The sequence below is a fragment of the Shewanella sp. UCD-KL21 genome, from assembly GCF_001957135.1.
GTDB lineage: Bacteria > Pseudomonadota > Gammaproteobacteria > Enterobacterales > Shewanellaceae > Shewanella.
The window spans coordinates 134,070-151,753 of the sequence record NZ_MPHK01000009.1 but is presented as its reverse complement, the minus strand read 5'-3'; the positions used below and the strand labels follow the sequence as shown (position 1 = coordinate 151,753).

The 17,684-nt window shown below is 40.2% G+C and carries 13 protein-coding genes; 5 read left to right on the top strand and 8 right to left on the bottom strand.

From position 1 onward, the window contains the following. Positions 1-92 precede the first annotated feature (92 nt). Positions 93-1,220 (top strand): patatin-like phospholipase family protein, encoded by a 1,128-nt coding sequence (locus BM739_RS10430; RefSeq protein ID WP_076540359.1) that lies wholly within the window; start codon positions 93-95, stop codon positions 1,218-1,220. Positions 1,221-1,556: 336 nt separating this feature from the next. On the opposite strand, the gene BM739_RS10425 is transcribed toward BM739_RS10430, so the two are convergent. Continuing rightward, positions 1,557-2,093 carry a YfaZ family outer membrane protein gene (locus BM739_RS10425; RefSeq protein WP_076540357.1) on the bottom strand — a complete coding sequence of 179 codons (537 nt, stop codon included), beginning with the start codon at positions 2,091-2,093 and terminating at the stop codon, positions 1,557-1,559. A gap of 328 nt (positions 2,094-2,421) precedes the next feature. Between BM739_RS10425 and BM739_RS10420 the strand changes: the two genes are divergently transcribed. Further along, positions 2,422-2,910 carry a glutathione peroxidase gene (locus BM739_RS10420; protein WP_076540355.1) on the top strand — a complete coding sequence of 163 codons (489 nt, stop codon included), beginning with the start codon at positions 2,422-2,424 and terminating at the stop codon, positions 2,908-2,910. A 1,304-nt stretch (positions 2,911-4,214) separates the two neighbouring features. Here BM739_RS10420 and BM739_RS20230 read toward each other — a convergent pair. The 3 genes from BM739_RS20230 to BM739_RS10410 form a co-directional block, all read right to left on the bottom strand. Then, on the bottom strand, positions 4,215-4,379 hold the full coding sequence (locus BM739_RS20230) for a hypothetical protein (protein ID WP_175609513.1): 165 nt from the start codon (positions 4,377-4,379) through the stop codon (positions 4,215-4,217). A gap of 888 nt (positions 4,380-5,267) precedes the next feature. Further along, entirely contained in the window at positions 5,268-7,052 is a 1,785-nt protein-coding gene (locus tag BM739_RS10415; protein ID WP_083698127.1) for a M1 family metallopeptidase, read from the bottom strand. 155 nt (positions 7,053-7,207) lie between these two features. Beyond that, the gene (locus tag BM739_RS10410; protein WP_076540352.1) at positions 7,208-8,179 is read right to left on the bottom strand and encodes a PstS family phosphate ABC transporter substrate-binding protein; all 972 of its coding nucleotides are present in this window, start codon (positions 8,177-8,179) and stop codon (positions 7,208-7,210) included. Positions 8,180-9,459: 1,280 nt separating this feature from the next. Between BM739_RS10410 and BM739_RS10400 the strand changes: the two genes are divergently transcribed. Next, positions 9,460-9,939, top strand: coding sequence for a hypothetical protein (locus tag BM739_RS10400; protein WP_076540350.1), 480 nt, complete (start codon positions 9,460-9,462; stop codon positions 9,937-9,939). A 122-nt stretch (positions 9,940-10,061) separates the two neighbouring features. Then, on the top strand, positions 10,062-10,877 hold the full coding sequence (locus BM739_RS10395; protein WP_076540348.1) for a hypothetical protein: 816 nt from the start codon (positions 10,062-10,064) through the stop codon (positions 10,875-10,877). 96 nt (positions 10,878-10,973) lie between these two features. Here the strand turns inward: BM739_RS10395 and phoR are convergent, their stop codons facing one another. From phoR to BM739_RS10380, 3 genes are all read right to left on the bottom strand, one after another. Next, positions 10,974-12,269 (bottom strand): phosphate regulon sensor histidine kinase PhoR, encoded by a 1,296-nt coding sequence (gene phoR, locus BM739_RS10390; protein ID WP_076540346.1) that lies wholly within the window; start codon positions 12,267-12,269, stop codon positions 10,974-10,976. Positions 12,270-12,490: 221 nt separating this feature from the next. Continuing rightward, entirely contained in the window at positions 12,491-13,180 is a 690-nt protein-coding gene (gene phoB, locus BM739_RS10385) for a phosphate regulon transcriptional regulator PhoB (protein WP_076540345.1), read from the bottom strand. Between the two features lie 216 nt (positions 13,181-13,396). Next, positions 13,397-14,353: a porin gene (locus BM739_RS10380; protein WP_076540344.1), complete on the bottom strand. Its 957-nt coding sequence runs from the start codon at positions 14,351-14,353 to the stop codon at positions 13,397-13,399. A 343-nt stretch (positions 14,354-14,696) separates the two neighbouring features. On the opposite strand from BM739_RS10380, the gene rdgC reads away from it, so the two are divergent. Then, entirely contained in the window at positions 14,697-15,608 is a 912-nt protein-coding gene (rdgC, locus tag BM739_RS10375; RefSeq protein ID WP_076540342.1) for a recombination-associated protein RdgC, read from the top strand. A 132-nt stretch (positions 15,609-15,740) separates the two neighbouring features. On the opposite strand, the gene BM739_RS10370 is transcribed toward rdgC, so the two are convergent. Then, the gene (locus BM739_RS10370) at positions 15,741-17,546 is read right to left on the bottom strand and encodes a M61 family metallopeptidase (RefSeq protein ID WP_076540341.1); all 1,806 of its coding nucleotides are present in this window, start codon (positions 17,544-17,546) and stop codon (positions 15,741-15,743) included. Between the last annotated feature and the right edge of the window lie 138 nt (positions 17,547-17,684).

Genomic DNA, 17,684 nt, shown 5'->3' with positions numbered 1-17,684 from the left:
ACTACTGTCGATTATGCTATTTTGATTGGTATAACCAGTTATTGTTATACATACTGATATCATCAGCTTATCAAACTCACAGGAGAGCATCGTTGTCAGAATCAATTGCACTGGTATTAGGTGGTGGTGGCGCACGGGCTGCGTATCAAATTGGCGTGTTAAAAGCGCTAGTTCAGCTTTATCCGCGTAATCATCATATTCCGTTTGATATTCTAAGTGGTAGCTCAGCAGGTGCAATTAACGCAACGTCATTAGCTACCCATGCCTCTTGTTTTCATTTAGGCGTTCGCAAACTTGATTGGGTTTGGCGACACTTTGAAACCCATAAAGTCTACAGCTCATCGTTTTGGAATGTATTTAAACACTTATCTAAAATGGCTTTAAAAGGGTTGCAAAGTGATACCGTTAATACTGAAGCCGGTAGCTTACTGGACAACCAACCATTACGTAGACTACTCAACCAATTAATTGATTTTCAGCGTATTGAACGCAATATTGGTAGCGGCGCGTTAAAGGCCATCAGCTTGGATGCATCAAGTTACAATGACTCATATTCTTACAGTTTCTATCAAGCTAGCCATAGTATTAACGATTGGCAACGGGCAAGAAGACATGGTCGCCGCACTACATTAACCACAGATCATTTGATGGCGACCTCAGCTATCCCGTTGGTTTTTCCATCGGTAAAATTAAAACAAGCCTATTTTGGTGATGGCTCAGTACACCAACTATCGCCGTTATCCAGCCCGATACATCTAGGCGCCAGTAAAATTATGGTGATCAATCTAGATAGCCCTCACAAGCAAAGACACAGTGATATCGATGCTCACCCTAAAACGGCAACCATTGCGGGTCATTTACTCGATACCATTTTCTCAGACACTTTAAACAGTGATTTAGAACGATTAGAGCGAATAAACAGCACCTTAGACCTTATTCCACCCGCTGATGCCAAACTGGTTCATTTGCGTAAAATTGACACCTTAGTCATTAAGCCCAGTGAAGATTTAAGCGTTATTGCCGCGCGCTACTTTCAAGACTTACCTCTCGCCATCAGAATACTACTGAAATTTATTGGTATTAATCGCCAATCAGACTCAAGTATCGCGTCATACTTATTATTTGAAAAATCCTATACCAGTGCCTTAATCGATCTCGGTTACAAAGACGCCATGAACCAAATTGACACTATCAAAACCTTTTTTGAACTGGAAAGCTAAATAAGCGATGAGAGCCATTTATTAATGGTATGGGTGACTCCATTAGCGACCGTGAACTTTTATAACTCGTTTTATAACTCGCTTTATAACTCGTTTTATAACTAAGATCGTTTGCAAGTGAAAATTGTTGAGGGAGTGGAAACTTTTGAGTGAGCTAATGAATTAGTAAGCTTATGAATTAGTAAGCTTGAAATAATGAAGACCATAGCGCTCAGTTAGTGGCAAATGTATTGAGCGAGATACCCAGCCACATAAACCACTATGGCAAAGCCTTAACAGCAAATTACGGGGCAACTTGCTGTTAATTGTCTGCAGACTTTAACGCTAAAGACGCATTTAGAAGCGTGAAGTACCACCAATATAAAAGCCATCTTCAAAAGCACTGTCTGAGCGACCATCATACTTAAAAGTGATATTTCTATAGCCAATGAACAGCGCCATATTTGGGTTAAAGTCATACTGCACTTTGCCGCCAAATTCAGTGTAACCATCAACATCTGAAAATGATAATACTGACGGAGCATAATAAGCATCTGCATGCAGTGAGACTTTATTGCCAAGCGCATAACCATAATGCCCGCCTACAGCAACAACACTGCCATTTGGGCTATTATCAAACCAAACACTGGATAGCTTAGGGCCAATTTCAATTGAATGCGGGCCAGTTTGATGGGTCATATGCATGGCAAACTGCGCCAAGTTACCTTTCTTATCTGAATACACATAAGCGGCTTCAAGATTAACGTTAGGATTAATATTGGTCTTAATGTCTGTAGACACCACGTGCTCACTCAGCCCTAAAGAAAACTCAGTGGCATTAACATTGACGCAAAATATACTCGCTGCAATCACAGCCATCATTTTTTTATTCATTTATAACCTCAAACCTAAGTGCTTATTGGGCAAGATTATACTGAGCTAATTAATTTAGTCTTTATAAAACGCCCTAATACAGGCGCCTAGGCGGATTAACACACAATTAAACCACACCCCAGTTACAATGAATAAGAACTAGCAATACCTGTAAGTTAATATATCAAGTCGCGGTTGAGTAAAACGTAATGGGTAAAATGAACTACTGTCGTTGATGGCAAGCCCAAATCAGCCTACGTATTTATAAAACTGCAAATTAAATTGCGCACAACTTAATTTGCGGTTATGATAAAACTTATAAGTATTATTATCGTTTTAGGAGTTGACCATGAGCCAAACATTTTATCAGCAAAGCGCAGTAGACATTCAAGGTAACACGGTATCCATGGATCAATTTAAAGATCATGTGGTATTGGTTGTTAACACTGCCAGTGAATGTGGTTTTACCCATCAATATAAACCCCTTGAGCACCTGTATCAGTTATATAAAGAGCAAGGTTTAGTGATTTTAGGTTTTCCATGTAACCAGTTTGGCTCCCAAGAAAAAGGTGACGAGGCTACCATTAGCAAATTTTGTGAACTGAATTTCGGGGTTAGTTTTCCGTTATTTAGTAAAGTGGACGTTAATGGCGCCAATGCCGCTCCTATCTATAAGTTTCTTAAGTCTTCAGCCAAAGGGTTGCTGGGCAGTGAGTCAATTAAGTGGAACTTCACTAAATTCTTAATAGACAAAGAAGGTAAGGTGCTAAAGCGTTATGCACCAACCATGAAACCTGAAAATTTAGTAGAACAAATTGAGTATCTACTGAAAAAGTAAGCGTTAGCGCATTTAATCGATAATTTAATTACTTTTAATTATCTGATTTAATTACATAAAAAATTTATTGATAAAAAAATTAAAAATTATTGATGTTTTTTTGAACTATTCCACTTTGAGATGCTCTTAGTATATAGACAGTGTTTTCACTTTCATCATCTCCCTGGGACTTCTAGCGCGGTCCCTTTGATCTCAAAGTGGATCAATAGGCAATCGTTTGATTGCCTTTTTTTATGGGGCTAATTTTTGATGAGACTGGTTTGCTAAAGCAAATTTTGTAAAGCAGCCCCTTTAATCCGATGATGTTCGCCATAAACGATCAATAAAGGATCTTATAAAAACCTTACAAAAAACAGCCACATAAAAATGTATCACTTTCAATTATTCGAAATAATTAAAAAATAATAAATTTTATTGAACCTTTTGCAGCTTAGGCTCTCTTAGTAATGTAGCTAGTCAGTAATGGGCTAACCCCTCATCAAGGTTATTTCGATACTGGGCTTTTATAGATTTAATCTCCCCAATTATTTCGCTACTCGAATTAGGTAACACTTTTTCATCATCACTCCCAATTGGGACATTGCTAACACGCTAGCGCACCGTTAACAGTGACCCCCATAGAAATACTTCTGGCAACCCATTGGGTTGCCATTTTTTTGCGCCGAATTTATTTCTTTCATTAGAGCGATGATAAAATACTGGAACAAGATGCCGATTCAAACTGCTGATTTAACAGCGGATTTAAAGCCAAATTGAAGTCATTAAATGCAATCAAACCAGCTAGCCCAAAAAAGTTAAAATAATTTACCGCGGTAATGAACTTTTTTGAAATGGGCCACTCTGAGTAACTGTAGCAACGAGGTAATGTGCTTTAAGCCGATGTTCACCAACTCTTCATCACGGTGACTGAATATCCGATGGCATTATCGCTAACCGAATTATGTTTTACCCGGTTTTCATTGTTCATCATCATCCCCCATTTAGGGCATTGTTAATACGCTAGCGCATTATTAGCAAAACCTACAAAGTAATACTTCTGGCAACCCATTGGGTTGCCATTTTTTTGCGYCGAATTTATTTCTTTSATTAGAGYGATGATWAAATACTGGMACAAGTTGCTTATTCAAAATGCTGATTTAACAGCTGATTTAAGTTGCCGTTTTAAAGCCAAACTGGAGTCATCAAATGCAATCAAACCAGCTCACCCAAAAATTTTAAAATAATTTACCGCGGTAATGAACTTTTTTGAAATGGGCCACTCTGAGTAACTGTAGCAACGAGGTAATGTGCTTTTAAGGCGATGTTCATGAACTCTTCATCACGGTGACTGAATATCCAATGACATTATCGCTAACCGAATTATGTTTCACCCGGTTTTCATTGTTCATCATCATCCCCCATTTAGGGCATTGATAATACGCTAGCGCATTATTAGCAAAACCTACAAAGTAATACTTCTGGCAACCCATTGGGTTGCCATTTTTTTTGCGGCGAATTTATTTCTTTGATTAGAATTATGAAAATATGCTGAAACAAGCTGCAGGTTCAAAATGCTGATTTAAGTTGCCGTTTTAAAGCCAAACTGGAGCCATAAAATCCAATTAAACCAGCTCACCCAAAAAATTTTAAAATAATTTACCGCGGTAATGAACTTTTTTGAAATGGGCCACTCTGAGTAACTGTAGCAACGAGGTAATGTGCTTTTAAGCCGGTGTTCACGAACTCTTCATCACGGTGACTGAATATCCAATGACATTATCGCTAACCGAATTATGTTTTACCCGGTTTCATTGTTCATCATCATCCCCCATTTAGGGCATTGTTAATACGCTAGCGCATTATTAGCAAAACCTACAAAGTAATACTTCTGGCAACCCATTGGGTTGCCATTTTTTTGCGCCAAATTTATTTCTTTGATTAGAATGATGATTAAATACTGGCTCAAGCTGCAGATTCAAAATGCTGATTTAAGTTGCCGTTTTAAAGCCAAACTGGAGTCATAAAATCCAATTAAACCAGCTCACCCAAAAAATTTTAAAATAATTTACCGCGGTAATGAACTTTTTTGAAATGGGCCACTCTGAGTAACTGTAGCAACGAGGTAATGTGCTTTTAAGCCGATGTTCATGAACTCTTCATCACGGTGACTGAATATCCAATGACATTATCGCTAACCGAATTATGTTTTACCCGGTTTTCATTGTTCATCATCATCCCCATTTAGGGCATTGTTAATACGCTAGCGCATTATTAGCAAAACCTACAAAGTAATACTTCTGGCAACCCATTGGGTTGCCATTTTTTTTGGGCCATCGTTAATCAACTGCTGAACAACTGTTAACCAATAGCGCCGAGCTTCAAAGCTGCTGCATCAGTGCATCAAGTTGAACTTGCAGTGAAGGATGATAACCTGCCCTTGCCTGCTGAAATATCGCTAAAGCCTGTTGCTCATATCCGGCAATTAATAACTCGTTATAAAGCGGCTTAACAAACTTTGCTCGGCCAATATTACCTAAAAAGGCTGCAACCTTTGGCAGCACAATCTCATAGTTATTGCGAATGGCAACCCGGTACCAGTCGCAGGCAAGCTCAGCATTTTGTGAACCCGAAAAACCAAACACGCTATCAAGATCGGTAAGTTGTAACTGCGTAAGCTGCAGCGGCAACTGATTAATAAAATACTGCCAATGATGCACTCGCCAATCAGTCACATTCAATTTAGCCGCGCTGTCACCCAGCTTTAATTGCTGTAAAGCCAAATCCACTTTATCTAAGCTTGTAGATGTCGGCCCAACAAACCATTGGGGTAATCCTTCACCATATACCCAAGTCATCAACTCTGATTCATTAATGGCTTCGGGATACTGCACTAGCAAGGTTTGCTTAGCATATTCAATGAAGGTTTCTGTGGTAATAGCTTGAAACTTAAAATGCTGCACATAATCAAATAAGAATTGATCAAAGGCTTTACGGCCTAAGCGCGCTTCAAGTTCATGGACAAACATTGATGCCTTGTCATAGGTAAAGCGATTAAAAGCGTCATTGGCATCTTGTTGCTGCACATTAGCCGGCAGTGTTTGCGCAGCTAATGGCATTGAGATCATTTCTTCTTTAAGGCGGCCAAACTCAATCACCCACTCAAGCTCGGCTTGCTCGGTGCCATAGATTTTTTCCACTAAACGATTAGTAAAGTACGTGGTAAAGCCTTCATTGAGCCATAAATCTCGCCATGTGGCATTACTGACTAAGTTGCCCGTCCATGAGTGAGCTAACTCATGGGCCACGGTAGACACTAAGCTTTTATCCCCCGCTATCAAAGTCGGAGTAATAAAAGCCAGTCGTGGGTTTTCCATGCCGCCAAAGGGAAAGCTCGGTGGTAACACTATCATGTCATAGCGATCCCATGGATAGGGCCCAAGCAAGGATTCGGCCGCTAATATCATCTCTTCGGTATCTTCAAACTCTGCTAATGCTTTGGCCAGCATCGCAGGTTCGGTATAAATACCGCAGCGATCACTAATGGCCCCGTAAGCTAAATCCCCTACTGCCAGCGCTAATAAATGGGTCGGAATGGGCTTTTCCATCTCAAACTGGAACACGCCGTCAGCGGGCATAATGTCGCTGTTAGCCGCGCTCATCACTGCTCGTAAACCGTTATTGACCTTAACGGTCGCTGAAAAAGTAATACGCGCTTTGGGACTGTCTTGCAAAGGTATCCAACTGCGGGCGTTAACCGGTTGAGATTGGCTAAAAAGATAAGGCACTTGTTTACCTAAGGTTTGCTCAGGTGTTAGCCATTGCAGCCCTTGCGCCTTGGGGGAGGTGCAATAACTAATAATCACTTGATTGATGTCATCACCTACTGCAATGACAATCTTTTCGCCTTGTAGCTCATTGATATGCTCAATACTAAATTCAAGCGGGCGGCCACTGTTATCGCTAATGGTATCGATAATCAAATCGCGTCCATCTAGCACTAATTCATTACAGTCTTCACAGCGATTAAATTGCAGTGTTGCTTGAGCGACTAATTGCTGCTTATCAAAATCAACATCTAAGTTTAACTGTAAATGATGTACTTTAATCTGATCAGTATTAGCCACTGAGTGATAATCACGATTGTTGTCCCAAAGCTTGCGCATTTTGATATCCATTACTCAAAAAATTCTAATGAGTACTGTATACCAACGGCCGCTTTTCATCGAGTATCACTGTGTATCCAATTAACTTAACACCCACTATCTGAAAATAAAAAAGCCTCTTAAAAAAGAGGCTTTGTATAAAGAAGCAGTTTAGCTTACAGCTTAATACCTGCTTTTTGTAAATCTCTTGCTACAACACTACGAGGTAGTGGTACGTAACCGTCTTTTTCTACAACTTGCTGACCCTGCAGTGATAACACGTAACGGATAAACTCACGGTCCATTGGCGATAAATCTTTGTTAGGGTGCTTGTTGATGTAAACGTACAGGTAACGTGATAATGGGTAAGTGCCATTAGCAGCATTTGCCGCAGTTGCATCAATAAATTTAGTGCCTTTCTTAGAAATAGCGACTGCTTTTACGCCAGCAGTTTTATAACCGATACCAGAATATCCGATAGCGTTTAGGCCTTGAGAAACTGATTGAACCACTGATGCAGAACCAGGTTGCTCGTTTACGTTTGGTCTAAAGTCACCTTTACATAGGGCTTTCTTTTTGAAGTAACCATAAGTACCTGAAACTGAGTTACGGCCGTATAATTGCACGTCTTTCTTAGCCCAGTTACCTTCAAGACCCACATCGCCCCAACGCGTTACATCATCACCGCCACACTTTTTAGTCGATGAGAAGATTGAGTCAATTTGCTCGATGCTTAGCCCTTCAATTGGGTTATCTTTATGCACAAATACTGCTAATGCATCAATGGCAACACGAATAGCTGTCGGCGCGTAACCGTAATGCTTTTCGAATGCTTCAATTTCGTTAGGCTTCATTTGACGGCTCATTGGGCCGAACTGAGAAGTCCCTTCTGTTAATGCTGGCGGCGCTGTAGAAGAACCAGCAGCTTGAATTTGGATATTTACGTTAGGGTAAATGTGTTTAAAATCTTCAGCCCATAAGGTCATCATGTTGGCTAATGTATCTGAACCCACTGATGACAAGTTACCTGAAACACCACTGGTTTTTTCGTACACAGGTAATGTTTTATCAATGGCTGCCATAGATGTAGCTGAAAATACACCAGCTGCTGAAAAGGCGATAGCGCCAACTAGCTGTTTAAGTTTCATTTTTGTGCTCCGGTATTATAAGCGTTGTTATTTAAGACAGGCTCAGTATCAATGACGATGATGACAAGTCTATGACGCTAATGTGACAGGAGTATGACAATTAACACTTTTAACAATGACATCAAACACGTTCCAAAGCTAATCAATGGTAACTTTAATTAGTTAAAAATCATAGCTTTAGTTAATATCTCGTGTATTTAAAATGCTTAACACAGCTCATTTTGACTATGTGTTATTTATTAAGCCTGCAGTTTTTGCTTAACAAGTTAGACTTTACCTTTATGGTAATTAGCAACTTGATTACAAGAGTATCTGCAAAGTCAAACAGGGTTCGCTTTATGTAAATTGTTTGCCACTAATCCAGATTTAGACCGTTGGTTCCCTTTTTGTATTTCCAAACTCCGTTTGGATTAACGTCGTGGTGCTTCGGCCAAGCCAGATTTAGACGGTTGGCTCCCTTTTAGTATTTCCAAACTCCGTTTGGATTAACGTCGTGGTGCTTCGCCCACACCAGACCAAAAGGGTATCAACAGCAATACCCTCTTGGATCACCTTGCCGCCCCTAACGAAAAATGCTGAAAAGCGCATGATTTTCGGTGGGGATTGATCCAGCTTTTAACTTCATCTGTATCCGTCTTCGGTCATTGTCGAAAAGCCCTAACGCTTCCGATGGTGCATCCCTGCACCTCGAAAGCTAGCTTGGCATCCATGCCAAGCTCACGGTCTTTTCTCGATGACCTCAATCCAAATTGAGTCGGAGGCCAATAGACTTTCTGCTTTTTATTTCCCACGAATAAAAATCAAATCGAAGAGACAATAAACCCAGTGTAGATGCAGCAGCGAGCTTCCAAAACATGGATGTTTTGGCAGAGCTTACATGGACGTACTTGCAGCGTCTCGCAGTTGTATCTGCACATAAGCCTGCGGCAGGCAATTGGTTAAATCGAAGTTATGGTCTACGGAGAAAGTGCCAATATAAATGAAGTATAGAGTTACGGCGATCTAGATAATTAATTTTCATATTTTTTCAATCTCAACCAACAGAGCAAAGCAGAGTAAAAGATGAAACATCACAAAACACACCTTAAAATATGCAATTAGAACAAACTATTAGCCGAGACACTGTACAAAAAACAACTACCGTCAAAAAGCAAATTCCTATAGCATAAACCATACCGATAAATAGGGATGTGGCATCGGCCAAGTCCAACAAGCGATTTATGCCCTGCAAACAGCGCAAAGCATAAATACTAAAACGTTATATTTTCAAGGTGAATTTAATGCAAATACATATTGATTGGGTTACGGGAGTGACTTTTGAAGAAGCCTATAAGCTCACAGGCGCAACTGACTATGGTGTTTATCAGATATATGGAAGTCATCCAGTCTATGGTCACAATGTACTCCTTTATATTGGTAAAGCTCGAGATCAAACTCTTGGTATAAGATTACGCCAACATGAAAAGTGGTTATACAATCAGGACAGTGAGAATGTAAGAATTTATACTGGCCGTATCTCGTCTGATGATGAATTAGATAAATTATGGGATCATAAGGTAGACCTAGCAGAAAAATTATTAATTTTCACACATCAGCCGGCTTGCAATTCATCCAATATTAACTCAATAAGTGATATGCCAATTGAAATCCACGTTCTCAATTGGGGAGATCGAGGAATGCTTCTTCCTGAAGTATCCGCTTATAGGCATTTAGCATCCGATGATGAGTTTATTGATTTTGAACTGTTGAGTACGGAATAAAAATATAACAACAGATTTAAAACACCAATAAAACAGTGGTTTAAACCCCAAATCCGCTACATATTTTAACCCGCTATTTTAGTCCGCTTAAGCGGGCGTTATACCTCAATGATGAGAGTTCTATGATCACAGTAAAGAATAAGTCTTATAAATGTTATTTGATCGACTCAAATTTCATTATTCAAATGTTTAAGGAAAGAGAATCCTTTGGCTCTAATGTGATCAATAGAGTGTTTTCAGATGGCTTATTTGTTTTTTCTCCTGTTAGTTTATGGGAAATTTCACAAGATGAATGTTTCGATGAATTTATATCTGTATTTTCCACATTACCTTCACTGCTGGCTCTCAGTGACGATGATATTGTAAATAAAGAATTAGAAAACTATGAGGGCGTAGAGCCTACTTCAATCAAAGATATTACTTTTCTATTGTCTGGTAATTCGCCTCATGAGTTGAACTTAATCATCAAAAACTACATAAATAAAGCATTGGGTGAAGACTATAAGGCTACAGAAAAGCAATATTTTAAGGAAATGAAAGGTAGGAATAGCTTTGGTTATTTAGATGGGCAGAGCTTAAGTAATAAAAAGGCAATAAAGAGCAGTGTTGATCTAGTCGCATTTGAGTTTATTTCAAATCTTGTCCCAAGTTTTTGTAAAACTCTCCAAGCAAACAGCTCCGCATTAAATGTAACTAGGTTTCCATCCCAAGTTAGTAAAAGCTATATATATCATTATAAGTTTGCTCACCCTAGTCGAAAAGGAGAGCCTTCTGATTTATCTGATATTTTGATTAGTTCAATACTGCCATATATCGATGTTTACCTCACGGAAAAAAGCGTGGCAAATTCAATTAGAGAAATCAGAGATGTTCATGGATTTTATAAAGGCTTAGAGACAATAACCATGAAGCAGATGCGCCCTATAAAAGAGGCATAATAAGGCGTTTAAACGGAACTAAAACAACAAGCCGCATAAACAAAAAAGCAGACATTGATGTCTGCTTTTTAATGCTAAAAATTTAGGGAAAAGTCATTATCCCTTAATCACCAAATGTGCTGGAATAATAAAGCTAAAACAACTGCCCTTTTCAAGTTCACTGCTGATAGCCAATTCACTGTAATGATGATTAAGCGCATGCTTTACAATCGCTAGCCCTAAACCACTGCCACCGGTTTTACTGGAACGGGCATTATCGACTCGATAAAAGCGCTCGGTTAAGCGGCTTATATGATGTGGCGCTATCCCAAGGCCGGTATCTGTTACGCTAAATTTAGCGCCGCTTGGGACTAACTCCCAACGAATGGTAATTTTGCCGCCTGGCTCTGTGTAACGAATCGCATTTGAAATCAAGTTGGTACAGGCGCTTCGCAATTGCACTTCGTTACCGTGACAATTTAAATTATCCTCACAAATGAACTCAAGCTGATATTGATCCATTGCCAAAGCCGAGGCTTCATCTTTTAAAATATCCAACATGACCTGCATATTGATGGTTTTTTCTAAATCAATATCTGCCCCATCTTCAATACGCGATAGCACTAATAACTGCTCAACCATTGATTGCATTCGCCTAGTTTGCTGCTGCATCAATTTAAGTGGCTTATGATTCATGCTGTCAGGCTCTTCCATGCTTTGCATGATCTCAAGATAACCTTGCAGTACGGTAAGCGGGGTTTTTAGCTCATGGGATACATTAGCAACAAACTCTTTGCGCATGCCCTCTAACTGATTAATGCGGGTAATATCACGGGCAATCAATAGCATTTGTCTGTCGCCATAGCTCATTAAGCGTATTTCTAATAAGCGTTGATCAGTTAATGGCGAGGGCAGCTCTAATGGCTCGTTAAATTTACCAGACTTAATGTAGGCCGAAAAATCAGGATGACGAATAAGATTATCAATGCGTTGGCCACTATCTTGAGGCCAAACAAAACCCAGCAGCAGTTGTGCCAGTTTATTACACCATAAAATATTATGCTCCGAATCGAGCACCACTGCAGCATCAGGTAAGGCTTCAGCACCTTGCCTAAAGCGGCCTAAAATTGATGCCAACTGGCCAACTCGGCGACGGTTTTTACCTTGCAGGCGATATATGCCATTGAAAATACCTTCCCAACTACCAGTGCCTTGAGGTGGAGTTAGTTTGCGGTCTTTCCAAAGCCAGTAATTTAAGCGGGTAATTTGGCGGTAATGCCAGCCTAAAAGGGCAATACAACCGACAATAATACTCATATAAACTTGATTGATGATCATGCCTATGATGGCAAATATCAACAAGATCCCCACAAGGCGAAGGAGAAGTCTGGACCCTGAGTAAGCTCGAAACATAAGCGGCCTAATTATGATGGTAAAAAATCTTAAGCAGATTTTTTACCTTATTGTCGGTCGAAAAATAATGGTTCACAAGATAGCTTAAAACCATGTTACTGACTATAGCCAAACCATTGAATTACACTTAAATTACTGTAAATAAATAATAATATTTACATTTACTTAAACAACAAAAGTGAAATACAACAGTATATTAAGCTTTGGCTGATAGTGAGTAATTACATTCTAGTGGAGAATCGATAACCTGCACCGCGAACGGTTTGAATCAACTTATCATGTCCAGACACTTCGACTGCCTTACGTAAGCGGCGAATATGAACATCAACGGTGCGATCTTCAACATATACGTTGGTGCCCCACACATTGTCCAACAGCTGCTCACGGCTATAAACTCGCTCTGGGTGAGTCATAAAGAAGTGTAATAATTTAAACTCAGTTGGTCCCATATCAAGCACTGATTCACCAACTGAAACTCGGTGGCTAACTGGGTCTAATTGCAACCCTTGCACGTCGATAAGCTCCTCAAGGCGAGTTGGTGCACTACGGCGTAAAACGGCCTTAATACGTGCCACTAGCTCTTTTGGCGAAAACGGCTTAGTGATGTAATCATCAGCGCCGACTTCAAGGCCTTTGACCTTATCTTCTTCTTCACCGCGAGCGGTTAACATGATGATAGGGATTTGACGCGTAAACTCATCTTGCTTTAACCGCTTAGCTAATTGTATGCCACTGCCACCAGGGAACATCCAATCTAATAAGATTAAGTCTGGATAAGGTTCTTGCAACTGGCCAATTGCTGAATCAAAATCTTCGGCAGCTGTAGTCGTAAAACCATGTTGTTCCATAACAAATGTCAGCATTTCTCGAATGGCTGACTCATCTTCTACAATTAAAATTTTAGCTGTCATAATATTGTCTGTAATTTCTGTGATTTAGTATGCCGCATGAGTATTATTGGTCAGTTTTATTACAGAAATATGATCTCAGCGCCAAAAGGCAAATTAAAATCATATTTTTGTCATGAAACTATCATAGTGAATGAGCCGTATAACACAAAGGAGACATCATGCCTCCTTTGTCATTTATCACAAAACGCTAAATTAAGGATTATAAATCCTCAACCTTTAGAATTTGTGTTCAATACCAACGGCAAAGTAGCTTTCATCAATTGATAATTCTACCATATCACCATTGTCTTCTTCATAATCCATCGAAGTGCGGTCAGTATAGAATGCAAACAATTTAGTTGGCTTACCTAGTGCGTAATCTGCACCAATTGACCATGAATCGCCTTTATCTTCCATGTCTTGGTATTGGGCTTTTAAAGTGATGCTGTCAATTTTGTAGGCAGCGCTGAGTAAGTAGCCATCTTTGCTATCACCGCTATCGACTTGTTCTTCTTGTTGGTACATACCACCAAGCACAAAACCGGCAACTTTACCTTGTACTGTACCACGAACAATATCATAACCTGCGACTTCAGCATCATAGGCAACTGATGCATAAATTGGGGTTTTCTTCAGGCCTGAGTCACCGTACATTGCTGCGATACTGAAACCATCGTCACCCGCTTGCTTACTGTCACCTGATGCAGCATAGGTTACGCCCGCTTGGAAATCGCCAAATTTAGGCGTTACGTAAGTTGCGGTTTCTGCTATACGGTTTTCACCAGCAAATAAGTTTTTCAAATCGCCTGAGTAGTCACCAAACTGGTCGACTTTACCCTGCGACTTTTTCAGCATAGTGTCGTTACGCCCCACCGCGAATGAACCAAAGTCGCCTTTTAGGCCAACGAACTGATTACGGGCTTTGAAGTTGTTTGAGCTGTCTGAGTCCGTTGCTACTTCATATTCGATAGTATAAAACGCTTCTAAAGCGCTGCTTAATTCAAAGCCGCCTTTCACACCAAATCGTGATGCATTGCTTTGCACACGTGTTTCTGAACCTGAGCCGTCATCATTTGATTGAATTGAAACATTGAGCTTGCCGTAAATTTCAAGTGGCTCTGCCGCTTGAGCGGTTGAAAGCGTGGCAGCAGTAATAGCAGAAGCAACTAGCGTTTTATAAAAAGTGTTCATCATTTCATCCTTTAGACTTAATAGTTGGTGTTTTACACCTTTTCTGTGCAGCTAATCAGTTGGAACGAGCAGAAACCTGCTACCTAATAGCTTGGGAACGAGGCGAATATTGCACACCTTTTGTTGCAGAAATATTTCAATAGCAGTTTTTTATTTAGAACAAACTAATTAAATTACAAAACAAGACAATCAACACACTGATAAATAACAAAAATATTAAGCTGAAGTGATTTATGACAATTTGATGAATTCTGCCATAGCGACAATCATGTAGATTGGGAATGATGGTTTACCCCAGCGCCGCGATACCGTAAACTGCATTTTTAATTTTCGAAGAGTGTCTTTCATGTGGTTTAAAAATCTCACCCTATATCGTTTTAATAAGCCTTTCAGTACCGATACAGAGGCACTTGAAACAGCATTAGCTGACTTCACCTTTTCGCCATGCTCAAGCCAAGACATCAGTAAGTTTGGTTTTTCAAATGCATTGGGAAAAAAAGGCCAAGCGTTAGTTCACAGCGCTGAAAACCGTCATTTAATTTGTGTCACTAAAGAAGAAAAAATCCTTCCAGGGCAAGTGATCAAAGAAGCGCTTGATGAAAAAGTAGCGTTAATAGAAGATCAAGAAAGCCGCAAAGTGACCAAGAAAGAAAAAGATGCGATGAAAGAAGAAATAACCATGACGCTATTGCCTCGTGCTTTTTCTCGTCGTAGTCAAACCCATGCGTTAATCATGCCTGAGTTAGAAATGATTTTAGTGGACAGCTCAAGCGCCACTAAAGCAGAAGAGTTATTAGCTTTATTACGTAAAGCATTAGGCAGCCTTCCGGTTGTGCCGCTGCACTTTACTACGCCAGTTGAAACCACTTTAACCGAATGGTTAAGAAACGGCGCGTCACCACAACCTTTTGAAATGCAAGATGAAGCTGAGCTTAAGTCTGATTCAGATGAAGGCGGCATTGTGCGCTTTAAGCAGCAAGTACTGCAAGAAGATGAAGTATTAGCCCATTTAGCAACCGGCAAACAAGTGCATAAACTGTCATTGCATTTTGCTAAGTCAATTGCGTTTTTATTACAGTCTGATGCCAGCGTTAAACGCCTTAAGTTCTCTGAAGAATTTAGAGCAGCTACCGATGATGTGGGCACTGAAGATCCACTGGCGAAATTGGATGCCGATTTTGCATTAATGGGCGGCGAGCTAGTTGCATTTATTAATGCGATTAAACAAGCATTAGGGCCTATTGAAGAAAACATCTAAATTTGTAAATTCACTTTCGTGGTTTAATCAAATTAAAAAGCCCAACAGCATTTATTGCTGTTGGGCTTTTTTTGTAACAACCTTGATAAGGTTTTAATTAGAAAGGTTGATTTAAACTATTAATTTAATGGCTTATTTAGCAAATTCACCTTGATCATCAAATGGCCAGTCAATGCCTAACCAAGCTTTCAGGAAGGCCTTTTGTGCAGCAGTTGGTGAATCAACACCGATTATGGCTAGCTCACCTTTAGGTTGCTCATCTAAGGTTAACTCAAGCTGCTTTAAGCTGTCGTTATTAAACAGGCTTACGCTAATGGTGTCTTGAGGGCTGAAATCTTCTAAGCGCTTTTTAAAGCCCGCGGCAGTGACTTTTAAGCCGTTAATGGCTACCACTTCATCGCCAGCAACAATACCCGCTAACCATGCTGGACTGTTACGACTGACATGAGATAGTGTCAAATCATTATGCTGACCCGATAACGTCATACCACTGTAAACAGTTGACTTTGGCTCTTTGCCATAGGAAATAGCTAAACCCGCTTGCGCCAGTAAGCTATCAAAATCTAAGCTCACAGGCTGGGTAATATGCTGCTGCCACCAAGGCTGATAATCCTTACCTGCCAGTGTCTTTAAAATAGCTTTTACATCATCAACGCTATAGCCTTTAGGCAATTTATGGTCACGGTATAATTGACGATGCACATCACGATACGAATGCGCTAACTGGGTGTCTTTTAATAAATTAAAATCCAGTGACAATGACGCCAAGTAGCCTTCAGAATAGATATTAACCCCATGGTTAATGGCATAATCACCGCCAGTATTGGTCCACTCATTTAAACTGGCTTGTGCAACTGATTGTATTTCACGACCCGGTTTATGCAGGTTGCTGTTTATCCGTTTGGCTAAATCGGCAAAAAACTCTTTCGGGGTAATGACATCGGCTCGCAGTAATAACTGGTTTTGAAAGTAACTGGTTGAGCCTTCAGCCATCCATAACAACTCTGTCATGCTGGCATTTTGGTAATCATAAGGCACTAGGCCCTGTGGGCGATAAGCTTTGACATTCCAAGTATGGATAAACTCATGCGATGCAGTACTGATAAAGCGCAGGTAATCTTTACGTTCTCTAAAGTTAAACCTTGGTAATTGAATAATGGTTGAATTTAAATGCTCAGTGGCGCCTCGTGCGCCACTGGTGGCGTGCACCATATACACGTAACGCTCAAACGGGTAGTCATCCCAAATCACTTCAGCTTGGCTGCTGATTTTGGTTAAGTCCTTAACAATTTGCTGAGCATCGTAGTTACCTTCGCCCCAAAAGACCAGCTCGTAGTCACGACCGTCAGCAGTAAAGCGATAATGGGCGTTTTCACCGGTTTCAATTGGCGAGTCAATTAACACATCGTAGTTATCAGCAATAAATGAATGGGCTTTGTTGCCCTGCGCCATACCTGAATAGCTGTTCCAGCCTTGGGGCACATTCATTGACACCAACACATTGTCATCACGAAACTCAGGGCTGTACATAAACACCCCGCTGGCATCGATATAGGCATGTGAGCTATCAATATGACGCACTCGAGTACCTAAATCATTGGCATACAACTGATAGCTGACATTAACTGCAGTCGGTTTTGACAAATTCACTTGCCATTCCCCTGTCTCAGTGCGCTGCCATGGTAACGCTTGGCCTTGTTCATCCGTTGCGGTAAATGAGCGAACCCCATCAGCTAACGGCAGCACTGCGTATTTTCCCGTACGCCAAACGGGTAAATTGACAGTTAAATTCTCAGCTGAAGATGTCGGGAAACTAACATTCACTTTGGCTAAATGGTGCTGTGGCTGAGTTAAATCGATTTGGTAGCTAACTTGGGCAAGGCTGCTGGCGCTAAAAAGTAAGCTGGCAGATAAAATAGTCAATTTTTTGGCTTTCACTCTTGATTCCTTCTGTTATTATTCTTGTTATGTTTTTAAGGACTTGTAATTGATTTTCTTCCCTTAAGGCGCGCAGTATAACAAGTACAGTGAGTTCACTCACCTAGTAACAATAAAAGCTTACAAAAATTATAATAA

Excerpts from the sequence above, each read along its gene's own strand:
- BM739_RS10425 (WP_076540357.1), bottom strand. The coding sequence starts at position 2,093 with ATGAATAAAAAAATGATGGCTGTGATTGCAGCGAGTATATTTTGCGTC.
- BM739_RS10420 (WP_076540355.1), top strand. The coding sequence starts at position 2,422 with ATGAGCCAAACATTTTATCAGCAAAGCGCAGTAGACATTCAAGGTAAC.
- BM739_RS20230 (WP_175609513.1), bottom strand. The coding sequence starts at position 4,379 with ATGGGTTGCCAGAAGTATTACTTTGTAGGTTTTGCTAATAATGCGCTA.
- BM739_RS10415 (WP_083698127.1), bottom strand. The coding sequence starts at position 7,052 with ATGCGCAAGCTTTGGGACAACAATCGTGATTATCACTCAGTGGCTAAT.
- BM739_RS10410 (WP_076540352.1), bottom strand. The coding sequence starts at position 8,179 with ATGAAACTTAAACAGCTAGTTGGCGCTATCGCCTTTTCAGCAGCTGGT.
- BM739_RS10400 (WP_076540350.1), top strand. The coding sequence starts at position 9,460 with ATGCAAATACATATTGATTGGGTTACGGGAGTGACTTTTGAAGAAGCC.
- BM739_RS10395 (WP_076540348.1), top strand. The coding sequence starts at position 10,062 with ATGATCACAGTAAAGAATAAGTCTTATAAATGTTATTTGATCGACTCA.
- phoR (WP_076540346.1), bottom strand. The coding sequence starts at position 12,269 with ATGTTTCGAGCTTACTCAGGGTCCAGACTTCTCCTTCGCCTTGTGGGG.
- phoB (WP_076540345.1), bottom strand. The coding sequence starts at position 13,180 with ATGACAGCTAAAATTTTAATTGTAGAAGATGAGTCAGCCATTCGAGAA.
- BM739_RS10380 (WP_076540344.1), bottom strand. The coding sequence starts at position 14,353 with ATGATGAACACTTTTTATAAAACGCTAGTTGCTTCTGCTATTACTGCT.
- rdgC (WP_076540342.1), top strand. The coding sequence starts at position 14,697 with ATGTGGTTTAAAAATCTCACCCTATATCGTTTTAATAAGCCTTTCAGT.